Here is a 24,973-nt window from a genome sequence, read left to right as displayed (position 1 = left end):
CCGGCATCGTGGTCGCCGTCCCGTCCGGGCCAGCGGAGGCGCCGGGGCTGCTGCGCTGCCTCGTCGGCCTGGCCGAGGCGGAGGGCCGCGTCTGCGTGCTCGTGGAGCCGATCGCGCTCTATCACCGCAAGGACCTGGCGGCCCCCTATCCACCACCGGCGGATTGGTCCTCGTGCACGCCGTCGCTGGGGGAGACGATGCTGCACAGCGCAGAACCCTCGCTCGTCGGCGAGGTGCTCGTCATCACCTTTGGCAACGGGGTCGCGATGACGCGCGCGGCGCTCGCCGACCCGCAGATCGCGCACCTTGCCGGTCGTGTCGATGTCCTTGACCTCCGGTGGATCGTGCCCCTGCCGGCCGCGGACCTCCTACGCCACGCAGCGGACTACACCTCCGTCCTCGTCGTCGACGAGTCCCGTCGCAGCGGAGGGGTATCCGAGGGGGTGGTGACGGTGCTCGTGGATGCCGGCTATGCGGGTCAGATCCGGAGGGTATGCAGCCTGGACAGCCTGGTGCCGCTGGGACCTGCCGCGGCCACAGTGCTCTTGTCGGTGGACGACATCGTGCAGGGTCTGGCCCGCAGCGCCGAGCGACAGGCGATGTGACACGCTGGCGCCATGGCCAACGTCGCCCCCAGCGGTGCCAACGTCGTCGTCATCGGCGGCGGAGTGATCGGGCTCAGCACGGCCTACCAGCTGGCGGCTGCGGGGGTGCGCGACGTGGTCGTCCTCGAGCAGGACACCCTGGGTTCGGGCTCCACGAGCAAGGCAGCCGGAGGGCTGCGGGCGCAGTTCAGCGACGAGGTCAACATCGCGCTGGCACGGCGCTCGCTGGAGGTCTTTGACACCTTCGAGCAGCGCTTCGACCAGCCGATCGACCTGCACAAGGTGGGTTATCTCTTCCTTCTCGACGACGCCCAGGACGTCGCGGACTTCGAGGCAGCGGTGGCCCTGCAGAACTCGCTCGACGTCCCGTCCGAGATGATCGAACCCGCGCAGGCCAAGGCGCTATCCCCGCTGATCCGCACCGACGGGCTCCTGGCTGCGAGCTGGCACGCCGGTGATGGGCACTGTGCCCCGGAGGCGGTCGTGCAGGGCTACGCGCGCGCGGCACGGCGGGCGGGGGCAAGGATCATCACCGGGTGCGCGGTCATCGGCGCAGAGATCAAAGACGGCCAGATCCGGGCCGTCCTGACACGGGCGGGTCGGATCGCGACCGAGCAGGTCGTCTGTGCGGCGGGCGCCTGGTCAGGTGGGGTCGCGGAACTCTTCGGGGTGCACCTGCCGGTCGAGCCGTTGCGTCGCCAGATCGTGTGCACCGGTCCGGTGCCGGGCCGAGGCGACCGAGCCACCCCGATGACGATCGACTTCTCCACCTCCTTCTACTTTCATGACGAAGGCCCCGGCCTCCTCGTCGGGATGTCCGACCCGGAGGAGACCGTCGGCATCAAACTCGGGCGGGACGATGGCTGGTTGACCGGGCTCGCAGCAGCCGTCGAACGGCGCGCGCCCCGCCTGGCCGAGGCCGAGCTGCGCTCCGGCTGGGCGGGCCTCTACGAGATGACGCCCGACCACAACGCCTTGATCGGGATCGCCGCAGATCTGCCCGGCTTCGTCTATGCCACCGGCTTCTCTGGTCACGGGTTCCTCATGGGACCCTCGGTGGGAGAGGTCGCCAGCGCTCTGGTCCGCGGTCAGAGCCCCGTGATCGACGTCACCTCCCTCGACGTCGCCCGCTTCGCTCGCGGCGACCACCAGCCCGAAAAACACATCGTCTAGCACCCCTCACCCCAGGAGACCGCACTCAGTGAGCATCAACCCCAGCACGGCCGACACGAAGACCGGCGCACTCCCCGCTGCCGCAGACCTCAGGGCTGGAGCAGAGGAAGCCGTCCGCGCCTGCGGAGCGGACCTCTCGACCTACCTGGGCGAGCAGGTGGGTCGGTCGCCGATCAACGGCGCCGTCGTCTCCTCCCTGGCCTGGAGCACTCCTCAGGAGGTCGCGGTCGCAGTGGCCCGCGCCAACGACGTGTTTTTGACCTGGCGCAGCGTGCCGGCGCCAGCGCGAGGAGCGATGGTCAAGAGGTTTGCGGAACTGTTGGCCGAGCACCAGGACGCCCTCGCCACCCTGGTCAGCATCGAGGCGGGCAAGATCACCTCGGAGGCGCGGGGCGAGGTGCAGGAGATGATCGACATCTGCGACTACGCCGTGGGACTCTCCCGCCAGCTCTTCGGTCGCACCATGTCCTCCGAGCGCCCCGGGCACCGGCTGATGGAGACCTGGCACCCGCTCGGTGTGGTCGGGGTGATCTCCGCATTCAACTTCCCCGTCGCGGTGTGGTCCTGGAACACCGCCATCGCCCTGGTGTGCGGCGACCCCGTCGTGTGGAAGCCGTCGGAGAAGACGCCGCTGTGCGCCATCGCGGCAGCTGCGCTGCTGCAGCGGGCGCTCGCTGAGCACGGCTACCCCGCCGACCTGTCCCAGGTGGTGCTCGGTGGACCAGAGGTGGGGGAGGCGCTCGTCGCCAACCCCGGTGTGGCCCTGCTGAGCGCGACCGGCTCGACGCGCATGGGCAGGACCGTCGGGCCGACCGTGGCAGGCCGCTTCGGGCGCAGCCTGCTCGAGCTCGGCGGCAACAACGCCGCGATCGTCGCACCTTCGGCAGACCTCGACCTCGCCACCCGCGGCATCGTCTTTTCCGCGGCCGGGACCGCGGGTCAGCGCTGCACGACCATGCGTCGGGTGATCGCGCACAGCTCGGTGATCGAGGAGCTCACCGAGAGGGTGGCTGGCGCCTACGCCGCCCTGCCGGTCGGAGACCCGATGTCGCAGGACACGCTCGTGGGGCCGTTGCTCGACCAACGCTCCTATGACGCTTTCGTCGCGGCCATGGAGGCCGCCACCGCATCCGGTGGTGAGGTAGTGGTGGGGGGAGAGCGCGAGCTCGCCGCCGCCGCCGAGGGCGCCTACTACGTGCGGCCGGCGCTGATCCGCATGTCGGAACAGACGCAGGTCATGCACACGGAGACATTCGCGCCCATCCTCTACGTCCTTCCCTACGAATCCTTCGACGAGGCGATCGCGCTCAACAACGCGGTGCCCCAAGGGCTGTCCTCCAGCGTCTTCACCCAGGACCAGCGGGAGGCCGAGACTTTCTGCTCCAGCGCCGGGTCGGACTGCGGCATCGTCAACGTCAACATCGGCACCTCTGGCGCGGAGATCGGTGGCGCCTTCGGCGGTGAGAAGGAGACCGGCGGCGGCCGCGAGTCAGGGTCGGACTCGTGGCGCGCCTACATGCGCCGGGCCACCAACACGGTCAACTTCTCCGGTGAGCTGCCGCTCGCCCAGGGTGTGACGTTCGACATCTGACGCTGGTTCAGCGTCAGCGGTCGGTGCGGTTCGTTCTCGCGCGAGCGCGGCCGGGTTGTGCCAAGGTGGCGACATGGCGCACAGCACCTCCACCGATCGTTCTTCGGACCCGTCCCCGTTCGCCTGGATCTTCGCCGCAGCGTTGGCCGTGGTCGGGCTCGGCAGCGTGCTCACCGCCTGGCGTACCAAGCGGGTGGCGCAGCAGGAGATGGCGAGCGCCACGGGAGAGATCGAGGGTCACCCGAGCTGATCGGGAGACGCATGTGATGGTCGTCACGCCCGTACAATGGAAAAAGTATTCCGAGATGCGATATTCGACCCCAGAATGGATTAGAGTCTGACCATGCCGCGCCAGTATCAGTTCCGCACCGTCGACGGAGTCGAGACCGTCCAGATCGCCGTCCGGGGCCGCCAGGTCCTGGCCCGCCCGATGCTCAACTTCGGGCCGGCCTACAACCTCGAGCAGCGCAAGGCGCTCGGGCTGGTAGGGCTGCTCCCGCCCGCAGTCAACACGCTCAACGAGCAGCTCAAGCGGGCCTATCTGCAGTTCTCCAGCCAACCGGACGCGCTGAGCAAGTATGTCTTCCTCAACCAGCTGCAGGACCTCAACGAGATCCTCTTCTACCGGCTGGTCTCGGAGAACCTCGATGAAATGCTGCCGATCATCTACACCCCCACGGTGGGGCAGGCGATCCAGGAGTTCAGCTCGACCTTCGACCGCCCGCGCGGCATCTACCTGTCCATCGACGACCCAGACGGCATCGATGATGCGATGGGATCTCACGGCCAGGGCGCCGAAGACGTCGACCTGCTCGTGGTGACCGACTCCGAAGGCATTCTGGGCATCGGTGACCAGGGCGTCGGCGGCATCCGGATCGCGGTCGGCAAGCTCGCTGTCTACACCACGGCCGCGGGCATCCACCCGTTGCGCGCGATCCCCGTGGTGCTCGACGTGGGCACCGACAACCTGGGACTTCTCAACGACCCTGCCTACCTGGGGGTGCGACACGCAAGGGTGCGCGGTCAGCGGTATGACGATTTTGTCGCGAGGTTCGTCGCCAAGGTCAAGGCGCACTTCCCTCATGCCATGCTGCACTGGGAGGACTTCGGTGCAGACAATGCGCACCGCATCCTGGAGACCTACCGCGAAGAGCACTGCTCCTTCAACGACGACATCCAAGGGACCGCGGCCGTGGTCGCCGCCGCTGCTCTCGGCGCGGTGCGAGCTAAGGGTGAGCGCCTCAGCGACCAGCGGGTCGTCGTCTATGGCGCCGGCACGGCCGGGATCGGCATCGCTGACCTCATGCGCGACATCATGGTGTCCGAGGGCCTGAGCCAAGAAGAGGCTGAGCGTCGATTCTGGGGGCTGGGCAGCCGCGGCCTGCTGCGCACGGACAGCCCGATGCGGCCCTTCCAGGAACGCTACGCCCGCCCCGCGGAAGAGGTCGCGCAGTGGACCACCACGAGTGGTCGCTACGACCTCGCCGATGTGGTGCACAACATCAAGCCGACGATCCTGATCGGCTCCTCGGCACAGGCCGGAGCCTTTACCGAAGAGATCGTGCGGGAGATGGCCGCGCACTGCGAACGGCCGATCATCATGCCCCTGTCCAACCCCACGCCCAAGGCCGAGGCGGTCCCACAGGACCTGCTGGAGTGGACCGACGGCAACGCGTTGATCGCGACTGGTTCACCCTTCGACGCAGTGCTGCACAAGGGCACGAGGTATGACATCGCCCAGGCCAACAATGCGCTCGTCTTCCCGGGGATCGGGCTGGGCACCGTCGCGGTGCGAGCGACGCAAGTGACCGACGGCATGATCACCGCGGCGTCTCAGGCAGTCGCCGAGATGACGTCGGCACGACGCAAGGGCTCCCCGATCCTGCCGTCGATGCAGAAGCTGCGCGCAGTCTCGGCCGTGGTCGCGGTGCGGGTGGCGCAGGCAGCGGTCGCCGATGGCGTGGCGACCCGACCGCTCGACAACCCCATCCAGGGCATCCACGACCTCATGTGGCAGCCGGTCTATCCGCGCGTCGAAGTCGTCGACTCCATCGCCGAGACCAGCACCAGGCCCACCGAGCCGGTCGAGGAACCTGCCGCGAACACTGCGCAGGAGCTCTCCCCGGAGCAGGAGCAGGAGTCCGGCGACTAGGGAGCCAGGGGCGCGGGCTGATCCTTGCGCAAGTGGCGAGGCAGCTCGAAGAAGAGCGCGACCACGGTCGCGGTGAGAATCACGGCTGCGGGCAGCAGCATGGACTCACCCAGGGCCCGCGAGAACGGCTCGAGGACCTGGGGCGGAAGCTGACCGGACGCGTTCGCCATACCCTCTGGTGAAACGCCCAGACCGCTCTCGCCGAGACGCGCAGCCAGGCGGGACTCCATGAGCACCGCGATCGCTGCGCTGCCAAGGACGGCACCCATCTGGCGGGTCGTGTTGTAGACGCCTGAGCCGGCGCCCGCGTCGCGCATGGGCAAGTTGCGCGTGGCGGTCGTCGACAGCGGGCCCCAGATCAACGGGTTGGCGATCCCCAACATCGTGATCCCGATCAAGATCTGCCACAGCGGGGCGTCCGGAGTCATGACCGCAGACAGCAGCACCAGCGCCGCGGCCAGCAGCGCGGTGCCGGAGCCGACCAGGAGGCGCGGGTGGACGCGGTCGGTCAGCCACCCGGCGAGAGGGGCCAGCAGGAAGGACATGACCGACGACGGTGCCAGCACGAGGGCGGCCATCGTCGGCGACATGCCGCGCACCGTCTGCGCCCAGATCATGAAGGGGAAGATCAGCGCTGTGATGGTGAAGCCCATCGCGGTGATCGCGACATTGGCCAAGGAGAAGTTGCGGTCGGCGAACAGGGACAGCGGGACGAGCGGCTCACCACGGTTGACCCCCTGCCAGATCACGAAGAGGACCAGCATCACCACGCCGACGCCGATCAGCAGCGGGATCGAGAGGATGCCGTTGATCTTTCCCCAGTTGTAGGCCTGCCCCTCCTGGATCCCGAAGACGGCGGCGAACAGACCGACGGCGCTCAGCGCCACCCCGAGCAGGTCGAAGCGATGCGGAGTCGTGGCCAGGCGGGGACGAGGCGGACGGCGAGCACGAACGCGATGATCCCGACGGGTACGTTGACGAAGAAGATCCACTCCCAGCCGAGGGCGTCGATCAGCACCCCGCCCAGCAGCGGCCCGGCTAGCGTGGCGACCCCCGCGGTGGCTCCCCACAGCGCCATGGCGCTGCCACGACGCTCGGCGGGGAAGGTCCGCGTGATGACCGTCATGGTCTGCGGTGTCATGAGTGAGGCGCCGATGCCTTGCACCACCCGCGCCGCGATGAGTCCGGAGATGCCGGTATTCAGCTCGCCGGAGAGTCCGCACCACAGCGAGGAGAGCGTGAAGATCACCAGCCCCACCAGGTAGACGTTTTTGGGCCCGACCCGGTCGCCCAGGCGGCCGGTGATCAGGAGTGGCACAGCGTAGGCGAGCAGGTAGGCCGAGGTGACCCACATGACGTCATTGATGCTGGCGTCGAAGGCCCCGATCAGCGACGGGATAGCCACCGAGACGATGGTCGAGTCGACCAGAATCATGAAGAAGCCGACGACGAGCGCCCACAGGGCTGGCCACGGGCTGGCTGGGAGTTGTTCGGGGGTTCCTACCCGGACCGGTTGCGTCACGCCGAGACTGTACTGCCAGCCACTGACATGGACCCGCAGACTACGGTGAACTCATGACTAGCGTCGTGTTCACGGGTGGCACTCTCCTTGACGGCACGGGAGCCGCCCCCGGCACCGCGGACGTGTATGTCGTGGACGGCCGGGTGGTGGAGGTCGGGCTTGGGCTCGACGTCGATGCCGACCAGGTGGTCGACTGCGCCGGTGCGACCGTGCTCCCTGGGCTCTTCGACGCTCACGTGCACTTCATGTTTGAGCAGCCCGACACCACGCGCCACCTGCAGACGCCCTTTTCGCTGCCCTTTTTTCAAGCGGCGCAGCGCATGCGGGCCACGCTGGAGACGGGCATCACTTGGGTCCGCGACGCCGGGGGGTCGGACCTGGGTGTGGCCGAGGCCGTCCGGCGCGGGCTGACACCGGGCCCCCGGATGCAGATCGCCCTCAACATGCTCAGCCAGACCGGCGGCCACGGCGACGACTGGCACGTCTGTGGCGCCGAGGTCGGGATCATGACCAGCCATCCGGGGGTGCCCGACGCGGTTGTGGACGGGCCTGAGCAGATGCGCAAGAAGGTCCGCGAGCTGATCCGCGCCGGTGCCGACGTCATCAAGGTGGCAACGAGCGGGGGAGTGCTCTCCCCGCGCAGCAACCCGCTGCACGGACACTTCCGCGACGATGAGATCGCCGCCCTGGTCACCGAGGCGAGCGCGGCCGGCTTGCATGTGATGGCCCACGCCCAGGCGACGGACGGGATCAAGACGGCGGTCCGCAACGGCGTCCGGTCGATCGAGCACGGGATCTATCTGGACGACGAGGCGATCGAGATGATGCTCGAGCGTGGCACCTGGCTGGTGCCGACGCTGTCTGCTCCCCGTGCCGTGCTCGCTTCCGCGGCGGCCGGTGCGGCCATCCCGGACCTGGTCCTGGCCAAGGCCCGGATGGTCTCTGAGGTGCATGACGACTCCTTCCGCCGGGCGGCGCAGGCCGGAGTGCGGATCGCGATGGGCACCGACTCCGGGGTGGGCGTGCACGGCACCAACCTCGAAGAGGTTCGGCTGATGGCCGAGAACGGTCTCACCGCCCAGCAGGCGTGGGAGGCGACGACCCGCTCAGCTGCCGAGCTCCTCGGCGTTGACGACGACTACGGCACGCTCACCCCGGGCAAAGTCGGTGACGTCGTCGTCCTCGACGGCGCGTATGACGACATGGTGGACCTGCCCGGACGCGTCAGGTCGGTGCACCTGGCCGGGGAGCAGGTCTTCTCCCGCACGACCTGAGCCGGAGCGCGCAGCGCCCAGGCCCGTGCCACGATAAACGCATGAAAGCAGTCGTATGGGAAGGGCCGGACGCGCCGATGCGTGTCGAAGACATCCCGAGGCCCCGGCCCGGCCGCGGGGAGGCGCTGGTCCAGGTGGCGGCAGTCGGGGTGTGCCACACCGACCTGCACGTCATCAAGGGTGAGGTTGCCTTCCCTGCGCCAGGCGTGCTCGGGCACGAGATCTCCGGGCACGTCGAGGAGATCGGCGAGGGCGTGGACGGGCTGGCCGTCGGCGACCGGGTGGTCGGCGCCTTCATCATGCCGTGCGGTCAGTGCCCCTCATGCCTGGGCGGCCGCGACAACCTGTGCACGCCCTTCTTCGAGCAGAACAGGCTCCGGGGCAACCTTTTCGACGGCACGTCCCGACTGGCCCGTGCCGACGGCTCGCGGTTGTCGATGTACTCGATGGCCGGGCTGGCCGAGTATGCGGTGGTGCCGGTGACCGGTCTGGCGCTGCTGCCTCCTGGCCTTCCCCTGGAAGAGTCCGCGATCCTGGGCTGCGCCGCCTTCACGGCCTACGGTGCCGTCAGCCGCCCTCAAGGGGGACTGGCCGGCCGCACCGTCGCCGTGGTCGCGGTCGGCGGCGTCGGCTCCAGCATCGTCCAGTTTGCCCGGCATCTCGGGGCGAGCACGATCATCGCGGTCGATGTCGACGACGAGAAGCTGGCCGCAGTCCGTGAGCTTGGCGCCGACGTCACCGTGAACGGGCGCACCGAGGATGTCCGCGAGGCCGTGCTGGAGGCCACCGGCGGCGCCGGGGCCCAGGTCGTCTTCGAGGTGATCGGGCGCCCCGAGACCGTGGAGCTGGGCGTCTCCCTGCTGAGTGAGGGTGGTCAGCTAGTCGTGGTCGGCATCGCGGCGGGCGCGGCTACCGCGGCGATCCCGATCACCTCGATGGTGCGGCGCGCTCTGACGATCACCGGCTCCTACGGCGCCCGCACCCGGCGCGACCTCCCCGAGGTGATCCGGCTCGCCGACGAAGGCGCCTTCGATGTGCGCCGCGCGGTGACCCGTCGGTTCAGCCTCGACGAGGCGCCGATGGCCTATGAGCTGCTGGACGCCGGCCAGATCAAGGGCCGGGCAATCGTCGTGGTCGACGCCCGGTGAGCAAGGCTGCCGGCAGCCTCGAGCGGTCGCGTCGACCACTGATCGGGCCCACTGGTCGGCTGATGCTGAGCGCCAGCGCCCTGACGACCCTCGGCGCCCTCCCCCCCTTCCTGGTCGGCTCCCAGGCCGTCCTGATGATGCCTGACCTCGGATTCGGGGTCGCTGGCGTGGGGGTCGTGGTCAGCGTCTTCTTCGCTGCGGCCGCGCTGTGCACCATCCTGGGAGCGGGACTGCTGGAACGCTGGAGTCCGCGGACCGGGCGGCTCTACGCGGGCGCGCTCGTCGCTTCCGGAAGTCTTGCGGTCGCCTTTCTGGTGCGCGACCTGGTCGGACTCATCGTGTCGATGGCCGTCCTCGGTGCCGCCAACGCGGCGTGTCAGGGGACCTCCAACAAGGCCGTCGCCTCCCTGCTTCCGCCGGGGCGCCGGGGGCTGGGTTTTGGTATCAAGCAGGCGGCGGTGCCGACAGCCATCATGCTCGGTGGCCTCGCGGTGCCGACCACGACAGCGTTTCTGGGTTGGCGCAGCACCTTTGTCATCACCGGCACGGTGGGGTTGATCCTCTTTGCGCTCGCGATACTGCGGTCTCATCCTGCCGAGGAGGGTGGGTCGCCGGTGCGCACCGTGGCAGGGAGCCAGGCACGTCATACCCCCGAGCGACCGGTGGCCCCCGACCATGCGCCGTGGAATCCACTGATCCTGTGTGCGCTGGCGATCGCCTTCGCCAGCATGTCCTGCAATTTCTTGGGTGCCTACCTCGCCAGCTGGGCCCATCAGATCGGACTCACCATCGAGCAGGCCGGGTGGCTGATGGCCGGGGGATCCAGCACCTCGGTGGTCATGCGGGTCGTGGCGGGCTTCCGGGCGGACCGGCGCTATGGCGGAAACCTGTCGGTGGTCGCGGCGATGATCCTCGGGGGAGGCGTCGCGATGTTCTTCATCGGGTGGCTGGCCGTGCCGTGGGCGGTGATCGTGTTCGGGATCCTGGCCTTCGCCATCGGGTGGTCCTGGCCTGGTTTGATGCTGTTTGCCGTGGCGCGGGTCGGCCGGGATATGCCGACCCAGGCGTCCTCGATCGTGCAGGCCGGCGCGTTCGCCGGGGGCGCGGTCGGACCCGCGCTCCTCGGATTCGTCATCCAAGGTTTTGGCTTCGCGGTGGCGTGGTGGGCAGCCGGCGTGTGCTTCCTGATCGCCGCCGTGCTGACCGTCGTCGCGCGGTGGGGGTTCCGGCGCGACCTGGAGAGGCGTCCCCCGGCGCAGGAGTTCTTCTACGGTGGGGGTCGAGACCAACCGCGCCGGGTGGTGGGCGGGGGCTGAGCACGGCGCCCGGGCGGTCAGAAACCGAGCGAGGCCTCATCAAGGGCGGCGAGGTCCTCGGAGCTCAACTGGAGCGTCGCGGCGGCCATGAGCGCGGGCAACTGGTCGACGCGGGAGACCGAGGCAATCGGGGCGCTGACGCCCTTGGCGAGCACCCAGGCCAGCGCGACGGTCGCGGGTGCCACGGCATACGCCGAGGAGATCCGCACCAGGACGTCGACGACGCGCAGCCCACCCGCCTCCAGGTAGCGGCCCGCTGCTCCCCCCCGTGCGCGACCTTCCAGATCGGTCGCACTGCGGTACTTGCCGGTGAGGAAGCCGGAGGCTAGGGCCGGATAGCTGAAGACCGCCATCGGGAAGTCGGCGACGATCGGGGCGTAGTCACTCTCGTAGGTCTGCCGCGCCAGCAGGTGGTAGCGCGGCTGGAGCGCCGCTGGGAGCGTGAGCCCTTCCCTCGAAGCGAACTCGCACCAGGCGCGCAGCCGGTCGGGGGAGTAGTTGGACAGGCCGACCGCGCGCACCTTCCCGTCCTCGACCAGGGAGTGGAAGGTCTGCGCCTGGTCCTGCACCGGCACGGTTTCGTCGTCGAAGTGGCCGTAGTAGAGGTCGACGTGATCGGTGTGCAGGCGTGCCAGCGACTCATCGAGCGCGGCGACCACGTTGTCGTGTGCCAGGCCCATCCGGTCTGGCTTCTTGGCGACCTTGGTCGCCACCAGCACCTGGTCGCGGTTGCCGCGCGCCGACAGCCAACTGCCGATGAGCGCCTCGGACTCGCCGCCGACGTGGCCGTCCACCCAGGCTGAATAGGAATCGGCGGTGTCGATGACATTGCCGCCGGCGTCGACGAAAGCGTCGAGGATCGCGTGGGTAGTCGCCTCGTCAGCGGTCCAACCGAAGGGGTTGCCGCCGAGGTTGAGCGGGAAGATCTCCAGGTCGGTGCCGGGCAGAATGGTCAAGAGTGCTCCTTGGTATGTGGTGGTGGGGGCAGGGAGGAAGGCCGCGGGGGAGGCTGGGTCTGCGGGGGCGATCACTATCGCTAGGCAGTTGCAGTCCGGCAGCGGCCTAATCTGTCGGGTCCGGTGATGACTCTTCATGCCGGAGCGCGTGGCGACGGATCGCCCCGCTGGTGGTGTGGTCCATGGCCACGAGCACGATCGCACCCACCAGGATCCACCACCACGGACTGAGCAGACCGTTGATCACGACCGCGACGAGGATGCCCGCGAGGACCATCTCGATGAAGCCGAGTGCCAGCCCGAGCGTGGGTCGGTGGTAGATCGCGCGGTCCAGCGCGTGCCACGGCATCCTGCCGGTGGGCTCGTCCGAGTTGGCATCCGCGATTGCCGCAGCCACGATGCCGCGACGCGACTGCGGGCTGACGATCTGCCAAGGGGTGACGGGATCCGGTTGGCCGTGGGGGACCTCAGCGAGCCGCGCGACCAGCTCAGGCACCTCGAACGTCTGGCACAGCTGCTCCAGCGCCGAGCTTGGGTCATCGCCGCTGATCACGCGCTCGATGACCGCGACCTGTGCCGGTGAGGGGGTGGCCACCCCAGAGGGCGCGCCGGGGGCGTGCTCATGATTCTCCTCGGGCCGGGCGAGCCACTGCGAGAGGGCCGTCGTGTCCGGGTGTGCGCCTGGAGGGGGTGCGGGCAGCAGGGGGGGACCACTCTCGACGTGGACCCGCAGGTCGCTGTCTTTGGCGCCGCCGATATAGGTGAAGGCACGCAGCTCGGCGCGGCGCTCCACGATGACGAAGGGGTGGATGGACATCCGGCCACGGCCGGGGGCCTGGTGGAGCACGAGGGGAGATCCGTGCGCGGGCGCTGCGATCACCCAGTCGCCGTCGCGGTGCAGGTCGAGGTTCTGGTCCAGCGACGTCGCCACGATGCGCCCGACGGTCGTGTCCTTGGCTTGCCACGCATACACCTGTCGGGTGTCTGCGTCCGGTTGCTCGGCGTCCTGACGCAACTGGTCGGCCGGCAACCCGGGAGGGCCGATCGCGGTCTCCGGGTCGACGATCGCGAGCACCCGCAGCCGATCCAGGATCGGCATCAGGAAGTCCTCGAGCTGGGGTCCGGCCGTGGGCGGGCCACCGGGAGTGGTGGTCGCGACGTGACCGTCGGGATCGACGGCGAGGCGCAGGATCACCTGGTCGCGAGTGCCGATCCGTTCGCCGGGCAGATAAGCGGCCAGCCCGCCCGCTGCGTGCACTGAGGCGATCAGCTCCTCGTCCCGCAGCCAGCCCCACCCGCTGTGAGCTCGGTCTCGCACTACCCTGGCCGTGAACTCAAGCCATCCGCTGGGTCTGGGGGCCGGAAGTGGCCGTGGTGGTGGTCCTGGCTGCTCGCCGGACGGCGTTTCCTCCCTCGCGCTCATGGTCACGACTCTACGTGGCGAGGGATCCGTCGAGCCCAGGCAGACGGGTGGCCGTACGCCCGGCCCCTGGTCGGTATGGCGATCACAGCGGTGCTAACTCCGGGACGTGGAGCCGCACGATTCGCCCGGTTGAACCCAAGGTCACCAAGAGGTAGTCGCCTCGCCCGGCCTCGATGATGACGTTGGTGGGGTAGGGATCCTCGACCGTGAGGACGTGCAGGATCTGTCCGGCCGGCGAGAGGACGGTGAGCTGACCGACCACCAGGTTGGTGCACACCAGGTTGCCCCTGGCCGTGACCGTGAGCCCGTCCAGGCGGGTAGGACGAGGAAACTCGTGCACCAACCACGCGTGCCCGAGGGCACCTGGACCGAGGACGTCCCAGGCCCACACCCGAGCGCTCCTGGATTCGCTCACGTAGAGGGTCTTCCCGTCCGGGCTCAGACCGATGCCGTTGGGTCGGCCCGGCCTGGGGTACGCGACGGTGGTGAGCCCGCTCCCGTCGAGCCCGCACCAGAACACGCCACCTGGCTCCACCCGGGTGCGAAGCTGGCGTCCGAGGTCGGTGAAGAAGAATCCACCGGCGGACGGGCTCCCGGGCGGGGCGATGACGGCGTCGTTGGGTCCGCTCACGGGCGAGTCCGGCCCGGGGGCGATGAGGAGCTCGCGTGCCCCGCTGTCGAGGTGCAGGTAGGCGATACCGCCCCTAGCGTGCCGGTCGACGGCGTGCCCCGGGGTCAGCCGACCATCAGCATCTTTGGTGAACGTCAACCCGCCGTTGAGGCAGACGAGCACTTCGCGAGGATGCCGACCAACGGCCAGGCCGTTCGGCCCGTCGGCGCACGGCACGCTGCGCAGGCCGCCGCTGTCGCGATCGAGCACCGCGACACGGTCCGCAGCCATCTCGACGAAGGCCACTTCCCCGCCTCCGATGTCGAGCGGGCCCTCGGGGAAGGCCAATCCCTGCGCGAGCACGGTGGTGGCGTCGAGAATTTTCACGGCGACGCTCTAGACCCTGGACTGGGCCGCGAGCCGGAAGGGGGCGTTGCGTGCTCCGAAGCCGGTGTAGGTAGGGGAGCGTTGCACGAACTCCAGGAAGACGCCGCCGACGGTCCGGGTAAAGAGTTGGAGATACTCTCCGTTATCGGGTGACCGGTCGAGAAGCACATGACGAGCACGCAGGTCCTCGGACCGTTGGTCGGTGAGGTCGTAGAGCGCCTGCAGGTCTTCGTAGTAGTTGTCCGGTATCTCCAGGAGCGGCACACCGCGCTGCTGAAGGTGTGTGGCGGTGGCGAGCAGGTCTGAGGTGGCGAAGGCGACGTGCTGACCAGTCTCGACCCGAGCCCCTCGAATCCCGCGCGGGGGGACGTTCAGGGCTAGGCAGACCTCCCCATGAGGGGTGGTCATCGCGGTGGATCGGACTAGGCCGTAAGGGTCGGGCACGTCATGGCTGGCTTGGGCTGTCAAGCCCAGGACCGATCGAAGAAAGAGCACGGCTCCATCGAAGTCGTGCCAGACCTGCGTCAGCGCCACGTGGTCGATCCCGGTCAGTCCGGGCAGGCCGGCTCCCGCCCCTGCTGGCGCTGGACCTGGGTCCTCGATGGGGCAGAAGGTGATCCGGGTCGAGTCGGGCGCGACGATAGCCGGCAGCAGTTGCCCGAGCGCCTCGACCTCCAGCACCAACGCGCCGAGGGTCTCCGCGCGTCGGGCAGCGGCCGTGGGCTCCTCCACACGGAGTCCAAGGCCGGTAACCCTGGCCTGCTGCGCAACACGTGAGGGCCGAGTCGCCAACCACACTCCGGCGTGCGACCAGGCGGTGGCCTCCGGGGTCGTGCGGGCGCGGGCGAAACCGACTTTGTCGAGAAGGTCCGCCAACGGGGCGCCCACGTCATCCTCGAACTCTACGAAGGCCAAACCGCGGGGATGCGGCGGCTCCGAGCCGGGGAGCAGCAGTCCTTCGACCCGGTCGAGCTCCGAAGCGAACGCCCGCACACCGTCTGTCCGGTGATGCTGGATACGTTGTCGCACTTGGTCCTGGAGGTGCATCAGTGAGCGATAAGCGTCGCGAGCAGTGTCGGGGGCAGGCGCCTGACGGAAGACGTCATTGAACACCTCGAGCGACAGCGGGCCGGTGTATCCGGCCAGGAGCGCATTCAGCGTCACGCTGGTCACGTCGAGATTGCCCTGGCCGGGGAAGCACCGGTAGTGACGACTCCACGGGAGGACATCCATACCCATCCGCGGTGCATCGGCAAGTTGCAGGAAGAAGAGGGAAGTCGCCGGGAGCTCCAAGATGCCGGCCGGGTCCAGTCCTCGGGAGAGGATGTGGAAGGAGTCCAGGCAGGTGCCGACCGCGGGATGGTCTGCTAGTGCGACAGCCTCCGCGGCGACGCGGTAATCGTTAACGTGGCGTCCCCAGGCGAGTGCCTCGTAGGCGACCCGTACGCCGTGCTCGGCGGCGAGGCGGCCGACGGTATGCAGTTGCGAGGACAACTGGTCGATGTTGCTCACGGCGTCCTCGCCCACATGGGAGCAGACCAGGATCAGCTCCGTGCCGAGCCGGTCCATCAGCTCCATCTTGCGACCTAGACGACGCAGGTTGGCTTGGAACGTCGCGGGTTCCCGAGAGTCGACGTCGCGGAACGGCTGGAACATCGTGATCGTCAACCCCAGGTCGGCACAGCGACGTCTCACGTCCTCCGGTGTCAGCGGACCGGCGAGCAGGTCGTGCTCAAAAATTTCCACGCCGTCGAAGCCGGCAGCCTGGGCGGCCGCTAGTTTCTCCGCCAGGGTCCCACTCAGGGACACGGTCGCTACGGACGTCTCAAGAAGTGGCATGGGCCTGCCTTTCCGCGTCCACGAGGGCGTGGAAATCCTGCTCGAAACCTTCAGGCTCCGGAGGGGTACCGGTGAACAGCGCGAAGGATTCGACGGCCTGGCCCACGGCCATGCCGGCACCGGTGGCGGTGCGACACCCCCTCTGCCGTGCCTGGGAGATGAGTTCGCTGACCAGAGGACGGTAGATGACGTCGCACACCCACTGGTCCGGATGGAGGAGCGAGGTCGGGAAGGGGGTGCCGGGATGGGCGGCCATCCCGACCGGAGTGCAGTTCACGACGCCCGATGCCAGCCTCATCGCGGCGGGCGCGTCCTCGGGCGCGACGGCCGTGACCCGCAGGCTGCTGACCGACTCGACAGAGGCCGCGAGCTCCGTGGCCCGCGAATGTTCCGGATCGACGATGAGGAGGCCTTCGGCACCCAAGGCAGCGAGGGCATGCGCTACCGCTGAGCCTGCGCCGCCGCCACCGAACTGGATCACGCGGGAGAGGTCGACGTTGCCGAGGTCGCGCCGAAAACCGTGCGCAAACCCGGTCATGTCGGTGTTGTGGCCCACGATGCGGCCGCTGGTGAAGACGACCGTGTTGACCGCACCGATGAGTGCTGCTTCGGGGCTCAGCTCGTCGAGGACCGGGAGCACCAACTGCTTGCAAGGATGGGTGATATTCATCCCGGACAGGCCGAGTTGGGCAGCGCGAGGAACGAGATCGACCCCCTCCTGCGCCGTGAGCCCCAGCACCTCGAGGTCGACGACGCGATAGATAAGGGTGAGGCCGTGCCGCTCCGCAGCCGCTTCGTGCATCCTCGGCGTTAGCGACTCGGTGATGCCACTCCCGAGTAGCGCACAGACGTGGCGGCGTCCCCGGTCCAACGCCGGGGTCCGCGCTGGAGTAATCATCTGGTCGAGGAGTCCATGATCGCGGTGTAGAGGTCCAGAGTCTCGCCCTTGAGGTTTTCCTCGAAGTAGGCCCTGGCCTTGGTGCGGAATGACTCGACGTCCACGTCCTCGATGACCTCCATCGCGCCGGACTCCTTCCACTCCTGCAGGATCTTCTGCTCCGACTCCTCCACGCAGGCTGGTACCTTCTCGACGGCCGCATCGACCGCACCCTGGAGCGCCGACTGCTGCTCGTCGCTGAGTTTGTCCCAGACCGGTCCGACGATGACCAGGTTGGAGTTGAGCTGGTGGTTGGAGAGGCTGATGTCTTCCTGCACCTCGTCGAGGTTGATCGCGTCGATATTGACGATCGGGTTCTCCTGGCCGTCGACGGTTCCCTGCTGGAGCGCGAGGTAGAGCTCCTCGTAGGCGACCTCAGTGGCGCTGGCGCCGAGGGCCTTGGCGTTCATCAGGAACTGTGGCGAGTTGGGGAACCGCATCCGCAGACCGTCCAGATCCTCCGGGGTCCGGATCGGGGTGTTGGCAGTGAACTGCCGGGCACCTGCCGACCAGGCGCCGAGGACGTTGACACCGGATGCGTCGGCGAAGGCCGTGCGCATCCCCTCGGACGCGTCTCCGGCCACGAAGGCGCTCAGAGACGGGCCGTCCTCGAAAGCATACGCGGCGTCCAGGATGCCAATGGGCTCGTAGACGGCACCGAGCGCAGAGGCTCCCTGGATATCCATGTCGATATCGCCGGCGACAACGGCTGAGATGCGGTCCGCATCACCGCCGAGTTGGCTTGAGGGGAAGATGTCGATCGTCAGTCCGACGTCGGAGGCCGCGACCTCCTCCGCGATGACCGCAGCGCCGCAACGGTGCTGTGGCTGCTCCTCGGTGTAGCTGTGGGCCAGCTTGAGGGTCACCTCCTCCTGCGCTGCTGCGCCGTCGCCGGACGTCGAGGTGCCGTCGCTCGCCGCGGTGTCTGCCTCGGTGTCACCGCCGCACGCGCTGAGGCCGATGACCAGGGGAAGGGTGAGCACCGCAGCGAGGACAGTGCGTCGTGGACGGATGGTGATGGTCATGACATTCTCCTTGTGATAGGTGGGACGAGGGAGTAGTTACAGCCCGAGCTTCTCGGGCAGCCAGAGGGCCACGTCGGGGACGACGATGAGCAGGACAAGCAGCACTAACAGCGGCACCATGAACGGGACCGTGCCGCGGAAGACCTCACCGACCGGGACCTTGAGCACGGCTGACAGGACGTAGAGCACCGTGCCGACAGGAGGGGTCAGCAGGCCGATCATCAGGGACAGAATCATCACCACGCCCAGCAGTATCGGGTCGACGTCCAGCGTCTTGGCCAACGGCATGAGGATGGGGATGACGAGCACCAGAGTTGCGGTCGCATCCATCACCGTGCCCAGGACCAGCATGAGTAGGGCGACCAGGATCAGGTACACCGTCCCGTTGTCGGTGAAGGACAGGACGGCTCCGGCCAGCGCCTGTGGCACCCGACCCAGCGCCATGATGTAACCGAGCAGCGCGGCCGCGCCCACGATGAGCATGATCGCCGCAGTGGTGGTCACCGTCTCCACCAGGATGGTCGGGACGTCGCGCAGGCGGACGGTGCGGTAGATGATGCCGAGGAGCAGCATGTAGGCGACGCCGACCGCTGCCGCCTCGGTCGGGGTGAACCAACCGGTGAGGATGCCGCCGAGGATGATGACCGGTGCCAGCGCTGGACCGAGGACACGCACCGCTGTGGACTTCAGCTGCTGGACGTCGAAGGGGACGCGTTCGATGGTTTCGTCTTTGCGCATGATGACCCAGACGACCAGGCACAGTCCGAGTGCCATCAGAAGTGCCGGGATCACAGACGCGGCGAAGAGCTTGCCGGTAGAGACTCCCGCCTGACCGGCATAGATGACGGCGGGGATGCTGGGCGGCATGATCGGTGCGATCAGGGCTGCCGCGCCGGTCAGGCCGAGGCCGAACCGCAGTGGATAGCCAGCCTTGACCATCTGCGGGATCTGTACCTTGCCCAGGGCCGCGGCGTCCGCCACCGCCGATCCCGACATCCACGAGAAGCCGAGGCTGACGCCGATGTTGACATAACCGAGTCCGCCTCGGACGCGCCCTAGGAGGGCCAGCGCGAAGTCGAAGATTCGCTCGGCAATCCCGGCGTGCACAGCGACGACGCCGAGCATGATGAAGAGGGGGACGGCCAGGAGGGGAAAGCTGGCCAGGGAGTTGCTCATCAGCCGGGTGGCCTGGCCCAATGACTGGCCTTCGAGCATCATCCACATCAAGGAAGGTCCGAGGAAGGCGAAGGCAATCGGCACCCGCAGTGAGAGGAGCGCGATGATCGCGACGATCAGGAGGGCGATGCTCACTCGGACCCCACCCCCTCCACGTGCGTCGAGGTCTGGGCAAATGCAGTGACCTGTGGACCCACTCTGACGACGTCGACGGCGCCGACAACGGCCCGGAGCAGGGTGCTGGCGAACCCGAGGAGAGGTATGACGTAGAGCCAGCTCATTGGCATTCCGAGCGCCGGGGAGTGCAGCACCTTCTGGACCTGGATGAGATTCCAGGCTTCGGCGACACCACCGACCGAGACGGCAGCCACGACCAAGAGGGCGAACACGTGGACCGCAGACAGCAGCGCCCGGTTCTTGATGCCGTCGACCAATTGCAGCGTGATGTGCTCGTCGCGCGTCAGCAGCAGACCCATGACCGCGAAGGTCAGCCACACCATGCAGAAGCGCGACAACTCGCCCGTCCAGGGCAGGCTCTGCAGCGGCAGGTAGCGCTGGATGGCCTGCCACAGCACCAGGACGAAGATCAGCGTGGCCGCAGCACAGCTCAACGCCATCTCGCCAGCGCCCAGATAGGCGAGCCAGCGGCTCTGACCGATCCTGGTGCGCTGCTTCGGCAGAGCGTCGCCGGGTATCGCCGACATTTCTGTCCTCTCGTCGGTGAGTGCGGTGTACTTCCACGCTAAGAAAACTCCGCTAGAGTGCACAAGAAGTTTCATCTAGTTGCATCAGGGAGATGGTGTGGGGAGGGCGACGGGGCGGCCGACGATTTACGACGTAGCCAAGGACTGTGACGTGTCCCCAGCCACGGTGAGCCGCAGCATCCGGACGCCCGATCGGGTCCACTCCGCAACCAGAGCGCGAATCATGGAGTCCATCGAACGTCTGGGTTATCAGCGCACGGCGCGCTCGGCGCGTGAGAGGCAGTCCGGCACCGTGGCCATCGTCGTCCCCGACATCACCAACCCCTACTACTTCTCCGCGATCACGGGGGCCGAGGGCCGGGCGCAGGCGGCCGGCCTGACGCTCGTTATTGTGAACACCGAGGAGAGCCCAGCTCGGGAGAGTGCCAATATCGAGCGGTTGATCGGACGGGTGGACGGCTTCGTGCTCGCCTCGAGCAGGCTCAGTGATGAGGAGATCCTGTCGCTGGCCGACCGTGCGCACCTGGTGCTGCTCAACAGGTATGTCGGGGGCATGTCCTGCGCGCTCGTCGAGCAGGACCTGGGCTCCCGACAGATCGTCGACCATCTTGTTTCTCTCGGGCATGAACGGCTCGCCTACCTCGGCGGTCCGACCACGTCGTGGGTGCGGCACCAGCGTTGGGCGGCCCTGGCCAAGGCAGCGGAGGCGCAAGGGGTGACCATCGAGCAACTGGGCCCCTACCGGCCCTCGGCCGTGGATGGAGGGGCGGCAGCGGACGCAGCCCTGCGGCACGGCGCGTCGGCGCTGGTGGCGCACAACGACCTACTGGCCATCGGCGTGCTGAAGCGCCTGCGTGACCGTGGCGTTCGGGTGCCCGAGGACCTCAGTGTCGTCGGCTACGACGACATGTTCGTCGCTCAGGTGTGTACGCCCACGCTGACCTCTCTCGGCGGCCCCTACCAGGAGGCTGCGCAGTTCGGGGTGGAGATCCTGTTGGAAGGTCATCGGGATCGCTGCGTGATCCTGCCCTCTACGCTTGCGATCCGCGACTCCACCGGCCAGGCCCCATAGTCCGCGCTCGGTTCGGTCACTGGCGTGGCATGCCCGCGGGGAGGGAGGCGGTGGGGCTCGAGTCTGCGGCCTCGGGCCGCAGACGTGGTAGGACTCCCGCATGAGGGATCCGCAGATGGACCGCGACCAAGCGGGGTCGCGGCTGCCCGTGCTGGCGCTGGTTGCGGTGGTCATCGTCGGACTCAACCTGCGTGGACCGATCGCCGCGGTCGCGCCGGTCCTGGAGGAGATCAGCCAGGACGTCGGCCTCACCTCGACGACGGCCGGCCTGCTGACCACCCTGCCAGTCCTCTGCTTCGCTACCCTCGCGCCGATCGCGGCGGCCCTGGGGCGGCGCTTCGCGCCAGCGCAGGCGGTGGCGCTCGGCCTTGTCGTGATGATCGTGGGGCTGGTGCTGCGCGTGCTCGGCGGCTCGGTCCTACTGCTCGTGGGCACCGTCGTGATCGGCGTCGGCATGACGATCGGCAACGTCCTGATCCCAGCCGTCATCAAGCGCGACTTTCCTGATCGGGTCGCCTGGGTCACGGCGATCTTCACCGGGATGCTCGCTGGAGGTGCGGCGCTGACCGCGGCATTTACTGCTCCGGTGTCTGCAGTGGGGGACGGCTGGCGCTTTGGGCTCGTGTCCTGGGTCGGCCTGGCCGTCCTCGGCCTGGCCGCCTGGTGGCTCATGTTCGTGCTCCCGGAGCGCTCGCTCGCCCCGGCCACGACCGGCGTGCCTGGGGCGGTGCTCCCACGCTCGGTCTGGCGGCAGCCGATGGCATGGGCCGTCTCGCTGATGCTCGGGTTCCAGGCGACCCTCTACTACTCCTTCACCTCGTGGCTGCCGACTCTGCTCGGTGACGAGGCCGGACTGGGCCGTGCCATCGCCGGCAACGCCATGTCGATCTACCAGCTCCTCGGTATCCCAGCCACGCTCGTCATTCCTGCGCTCTGCCGGCGGCGTGCAGACCAGAGGTGGCTGGGCGTGCTCCTCGGCCTCGGGTGGGTGGTCATGGTCGGGGGGCAGCTCTTGTTGCCGGGTTGGTGGTTGTTGTGGGCGGTCGTCGGTGGGCTGACGCAGGGCGCCGGCATCTCCCTGGTCTTCACCCTGATCGTCCTGCGCGCGCGCGACGCGTCCACCGTGCGTGAGCTGTCGGCCATGGTCCAGACGGTCGGCTACGGGATGGGGGCCAGCGGCCCGATCGTGGTCGGTGCTCTGAACGGCGCGACTGCGGGGTGGGTGGCGCCGTTGCTCTTCCTCGCCGCGGTCGCCGTTGCGCTGACCGCGGTCGGCGCTGTCGCCGGATCGGACCGCGCGATCGACTGAACGTGCCTGGCGACATACCGTGGTGGTTCGTCAGGCGAACCCCTAGCCAAGATGCGAACACCGCGCTAGGGTCGGGGCATGGCAGTCGACGATGACACCTCGCGGGAGCACCTTCGGTCCTCTGATGCCCCCGTGTCCCCTGCGGCGCCCGAACCGGCACCGCTTGATGTCCCTATCGCGAGGCAGGCGGAGATCACCGCTGAGATCGGCACCCTTCACCAAGGCGCTGCTCCTGGTCTGCTCCAGCCGCTGCTGGACTTCCGTCCATACCGCAGCTCCGCGCTGCGCCACCCCACCAAAGACCCTCGCCACGTGGACCCCGAGGAGATCGAGCTCTTCGCGCCGGTCTTCGGTCAGCTGGACGTCGACCCGGTCGAGGCAGACCTGACGCTGGCCCCGGGTGGGGAGCCGATCGGAGAGCGCATCCGCATCGTCGGCCGCGTCCTGGACGGCGACGGTCGGCCCGTGGCCGGACAGTTGATCGAGGTCTGGCAGGCCAACGCTGCGGGGCGTTATGTCCACAAGCGAGATCAGCATCCTGCGCCACTGGATCCTCACTTCACCGGTGTCGGCCGCGCGTTGACCGGCTCAGACGGCAGCTACGAGTTCGTCACGATCAAGCCCGGTCCCTATCCCTGGAAGAACCACCAGAACGCCTGGCGTCCGGCGCACGTGCACTTTTCGCTGTTCGGCACCGAGTTCACCCAGCGGATGATCACCCAGATGTATTTCCCAGCAGATCCGCTCTTCGCCCTGGACCCGATCTACCAGGCGGTCACCGATCCTGCTGCGCGCGCGCGGTTGGTGGCCCGCTACGACCACGATATCTCCGAGCACGAGTGGCTGCTGGGTTATCGGTGGGACATCATCCTGACCGGTGGGCACCGCACGCCGATGGAGTCTGAGGAGGGCGACCACTGATGAGTGAGCCGAGCACCCCCACCCCTGAGCAGACCGCCTCGCTCGCCGAGCGCTTGGTGCCGACGCCCGGCCAGACCATCGGCCCGTTCTACGGGTTTGCGCTCCCCTTCCCGCGTGGGCACGAGCTGGTGCCCCCTGCCACTGCGGGCGCGATCCGCCTGCACGGGACCGTCTATGACGGTGCCGGCAATCCCGTGCCCGATGCGCTCCTGGAGATCACCCAGGCCGATGCCGACGGACTGGTCTGGGGGTCCGAGGGCACCTGGGCTCGAGACGGTATGTCGTGGAGCGGCTGGGGCCGGTGCCCCACGACCCGCGACGGCACCTATGCGTTCACCACCGTGGAGCCTGGGTCGGCGGACGGTAAGGCGCCCTTCTTCGCGGTCACCTTCTTCGCGCGCGGCCTGCTCAACCGGCTTTTCACCCGGGCCTATCTGCCCGGTGACGAGCAGGCTGGCGCTGGCGATCCGCTCCTGTCCTCGCTCACCGAGTCAGAGCGCGCGACCTTAATGGCCGTGCGGGAGCCGGACGGCTCACTCCGTTTCGACATCCACTTGCAGGGTCCCAAGGAAACTGTCTTCCTGACCTACCCACGCCATGACGACTGACGTCGTGGTCATGACGGCCTCATCGCAGGCGACGACCGGCATGGCGGGGCTGCTCGAGCCCGGGGCGCAGCTCGGGTATGCAGTGGCCGGCGACGCCGCGATCCTCATCGCGATGGTCAAGGCCGAGCAGTCCTGGCTCGAGGTCCTCGTCGCGGTGGGCGCAGCGTCGACCGAACTGCCTTCGCAGTTGTCCGGCGCCCTGGTGAACAGGCCCCTGGATCGCGGCGCCATCGCGGCACGGACGGCCGATGGTGGCAACCCGGTCATCCCGCTCGTCGACGACCTGCGCTCGCGCCTGGGCGAAGGAGGTCACGCCGTGCATCGCGGGCTGACCAGCCAGGACATCCTGGACACAGCCATGATGCTCGTCACGCGCGCAGCCTTGGACGACGTCACCGTCTCGCTGCAACGGCTTGGCGACGCCCTCGCCCGGCATGCCGAGGCACACCGCGAGAGCGTGATGGCAGGGCGGACCCTCACGCAGTACGCCGTCCCGACGACCTTTGGTCTGAAGGCAGCCCAATGGCTGACGTCGGTCGATGAAGTGTTGACCGACGTCGAGACGGTCCGAGCGGGCCTACCGATCCAGTGCGGCGGCGCGGCGGGCACGCTCGCGGGCATACAGGCCGTCGGTCCTGAGCCGCGGGCTCTGGCTCAAGCCTGGGCCGACTCGCTGGACCTGCGCTGGCCGGGCTCGCCGTGGCACACGCGGCGTCGTCCGATCACTCGCATCGGCGATGTGCTTGCCGCCGTCATCTCTACTCTCGGACACCTGGGCACCGAGATCACCACCTTGTCGCGCCCCGAGATCGGCGAGGTCTCCGAGGGGTTGTCGGAGCAGCAGGGGCGCTCCTCCACGATGCCGCACAAGCGCAACCCGGTCGGCTCCGTGCTGATCCGGGCCGCTGGCCTCCAGGCTGGACCACTAGCCGGCCTGCTGCACCAATGTGCGGCGCTCGCCGTCGACGAGCGATCCGACGGTGCCTGGCACGCTGAATGGCCGACCCTGCAGCGCCTCCTTGTCCTCGCGGTGACGAGCGCAGCGCAGGCGGCAACGATGCTGGAGCGTCTCCAGGTGCACGCCGACGTGATGAGCGCGCGCGTCGACGCGGTCGCCGAGACCCTCCTGTCCGAACGACGTGGACTGACTTGTCGGGCAGACCCTGGAGCCGACAGCACCGGCCAGGGACCGTCGCAGCTTCCAGCCGCCGACTACCTGGGGGCC

Annotated in this window: 21 protein-coding genes and 1 pseudogene; 13 read left to right on the top strand and 9 right to left on the bottom strand. The window is 68.3% G+C overall.

Features of this window, described 5'->3' with window-relative positions:
* The 5 genes from Q4P07_RS07600 to Q4P07_RS07580 form a co-directional block, all read left to right on the top strand.
* On the top strand, positions 1-605 hold a 605-nt coding region (locus Q4P07_RS07600), incomplete at its 5' end, for a transketolase C-terminal domain-containing protein (protein WP_303374305.1).
* Between the two features lie 12 nt (positions 606-617).
* Positions 618-1,778, top strand: coding sequence for an FAD-binding oxidoreductase (locus Q4P07_RS07595; RefSeq protein ID WP_303374304.1), 1,161 nt, complete (start codon positions 618-620; stop codon positions 1,776-1,778).
* A gap of 28 nt (positions 1,779-1,806) precedes the next feature.
* Positions 1,807-3,369 carry an aldehyde dehydrogenase family protein gene (locus Q4P07_RS07590; RefSeq protein ID WP_303374303.1) on the top strand — a complete coding sequence of 521 codons (1,563 nt, stop codon included), beginning with the start codon at positions 1,807-1,809 and terminating at the stop codon, positions 3,367-3,369.
* A gap of 73 nt (positions 3,370-3,442) precedes the next feature.
* Complete coding sequence (locus tag Q4P07_RS07585) at positions 3,443-3,619, top strand: hypothetical protein (protein WP_303374302.1); 177 nt, start codon at positions 3,443-3,445, stop codon at positions 3,617-3,619.
* A gap of 93 nt (positions 3,620-3,712) precedes the next feature.
* Entirely contained in the window at positions 3,713-5,521 is a 1,809-nt protein-coding gene (locus Q4P07_RS07580; protein ID WP_303374301.1) for an NAD-dependent malic enzyme, read from the top strand.
* Here Q4P07_RS07580 and Q4P07_RS07575 read toward each other — a convergent pair.
* Positions 5,518-6,956, bottom strand: a pseudogene (locus Q4P07_RS07575) (DHA2 family efflux MFS transporter permease subunit). The gene Q4P07_RS07580 and the pseudogene Q4P07_RS07575 sit on opposite strands and share 4 nt — an antisense overlap.
* A 140-nt stretch (positions 6,957-7,096) precedes the next feature.
* Between Q4P07_RS07575 and Q4P07_RS07570 the strand changes: the two are divergent.
* The 3 genes from Q4P07_RS07570 to Q4P07_RS07560 all read left to right on the top strand — a co-directional run bounded on the left by Q4P07_RS07570 (position 7,097) and on the right by Q4P07_RS07560 (position 10,781).
* Entirely contained in the window at positions 7,097-8,317 is a 1,221-nt protein-coding gene (locus Q4P07_RS07570) for an amidohydrolase family protein (protein WP_303374300.1), read from the top strand.
* Between the two features lie 41 nt (positions 8,318-8,358).
* Positions 8,359-9,465, top strand: a complete 1,107-nt coding sequence (locus Q4P07_RS07565) for a zinc-binding dehydrogenase (RefSeq protein ID WP_303374299.1) — start codon at positions 8,359-8,361, stop codon at positions 9,463-9,465.
* Positions 9,466-9,527: 62 nt separating this feature from the next.
* Positions 9,528-10,781: an MFS transporter gene (locus Q4P07_RS07560; protein ID WP_303374298.1), complete on the top strand. Its 1,254-nt coding sequence runs from the start codon at positions 9,528-9,530 to the stop codon at positions 10,779-10,781.
* A gap of 17 nt (positions 10,782-10,798) precedes the next feature.
* Here the strand turns inward: Q4P07_RS07560 and Q4P07_RS07555 are convergent, their stop codons facing one another.
* The 8 genes from Q4P07_RS07555 to Q4P07_RS07520 all read right to left on the bottom strand — a co-directional run bounded on the left by Q4P07_RS07555 (position 10,799) and on the right by Q4P07_RS07520 (position 19,838).
* The gene (locus Q4P07_RS07555) at positions 10,799-11,737 is read right to left on the bottom strand and encodes an aldo/keto reductase (protein ID WP_303374297.1); all 939 of its coding nucleotides are present in this window, start codon (positions 11,735-11,737) and stop codon (positions 10,799-10,801) included.
* Positions 11,738-11,843: 106 nt separating this feature from the next.
* Positions 11,844-13,055 carry a hypothetical protein gene (locus tag Q4P07_RS07550; protein ID WP_303374296.1) on the bottom strand — a complete coding sequence of 404 codons (1,212 nt, stop codon included), beginning with the start codon at positions 13,053-13,055 and terminating at the stop codon, positions 11,844-11,846.
* Between the two features lie 187 nt (positions 13,056-13,242).
* On the bottom strand, positions 13,243-14,157 hold the full coding sequence (locus Q4P07_RS07545) for an SMP-30/gluconolactonase/LRE family protein (protein WP_303374295.1): 915 nt from the start codon (positions 14,155-14,157) through the stop codon (positions 13,243-13,245).
* Positions 14,158-14,166: 9 nt separating this feature from the next.
* On the bottom strand, positions 14,167-15,996 hold the full coding sequence (locus tag Q4P07_RS07540; protein WP_303374294.1) for a sugar phosphate isomerase/epimerase and 4-hydroxyphenylpyruvate domain-containing protein: 1,830 nt from the start codon (positions 15,994-15,996) through the stop codon (positions 14,167-14,169).
* Positions 15,983-16,894: a shikimate dehydrogenase gene (locus tag Q4P07_RS07535; protein ID WP_303374293.1), complete on the bottom strand. Its 912-nt coding sequence runs from the start codon at positions 16,892-16,894 to the stop codon at positions 15,983-15,985. The genes Q4P07_RS07540 and Q4P07_RS07535 overlap by 14 nt, the downstream gene beginning before the upstream one ends.
* Positions 16,891-17,958 (bottom strand): DctP family TRAP transporter solute-binding subunit, encoded by a 1,068-nt coding sequence (locus tag Q4P07_RS07530; RefSeq protein ID WP_303374292.1) that lies wholly within the window; start codon positions 17,956-17,958, stop codon positions 16,891-16,893. Before Q4P07_RS07530 ends, Q4P07_RS07535 begins: the two co-directional genes overlap by 4 nt.
* Before the next feature lie 36 nt (positions 17,959-17,994).
* On the bottom strand, positions 17,995-19,269 hold the full coding sequence (locus Q4P07_RS07525; protein ID WP_303374291.1) for a TRAP transporter large permease: 1,275 nt from the start codon (positions 19,267-19,269) through the stop codon (positions 17,995-17,997).
* Positions 19,266-19,838 carry a TRAP transporter small permease gene (locus Q4P07_RS07520; RefSeq protein WP_303374290.1) on the bottom strand — a complete coding sequence of 191 codons (573 nt, stop codon included), beginning with the start codon at positions 19,836-19,838 and terminating at the stop codon, positions 19,266-19,268. Before Q4P07_RS07520 ends, Q4P07_RS07525 begins: the two co-directional genes overlap by 4 nt.
* A gap of 97 nt (positions 19,839-19,935) precedes the next feature.
* Here Q4P07_RS07520 and Q4P07_RS07515 point away from each other — a divergent pair, with 97 nt between their 5' ends.
* The 5 genes from Q4P07_RS07515 to Q4P07_RS07495 form a co-directional block, all read left to right on the top strand.
* A complete protein-coding gene (locus Q4P07_RS07515; protein WP_303374289.1) occupies positions 19,936-20,910 on the top strand; it encodes a LacI family DNA-binding transcriptional regulator in 975 nt (324 codons plus the stop codon).
* A 100-nt stretch (positions 20,911-21,010) separates the two neighbouring features.
* Entirely contained in the window at positions 21,011-22,219 is a 1,209-nt protein-coding gene (locus Q4P07_RS07510) for an MFS transporter (RefSeq protein ID WP_303374288.1), read from the top strand.
* A gap of 78 nt (positions 22,220-22,297) precedes the next feature.
* Entirely contained in the window at positions 22,298-23,140 is an 843-nt protein-coding gene (gene pcaH / locus Q4P07_RS07505; RefSeq protein WP_303374287.1) for a protocatechuate 3,4-dioxygenase subunit beta, read from the top strand.
* Positions 23,140-23,748: a protocatechuate 3,4-dioxygenase subunit alpha gene (pcaG, locus tag Q4P07_RS07500; RefSeq protein ID WP_303374286.1), complete on the top strand. Its 609-nt coding sequence runs from the start codon at positions 23,140-23,142 to the stop codon at positions 23,746-23,748. Before pcaH ends, pcaG begins: the two co-directional genes overlap by 1 nt.
* Positions 23,738-24,973 (top strand): lyase family protein (locus Q4P07_RS07495; protein WP_303374285.1); only part of this gene is annotated, 1,236 nt, incomplete at its 3' end. The genes pcaG and Q4P07_RS07495, both read left to right, overlap by 11 nt.

This window comes from Ornithinimicrobium sp., assembly GCF_030537745.1.
GTDB lineage: Bacteria > Actinomycetota > Actinomycetes > Actinomycetales > Dermatophilaceae > Ornithinicoccus.
The sequence above is the reverse complement of the archived record's forward strand: the minus strand, read 5'-3'. Positions and strand labels throughout refer to the sequence as shown.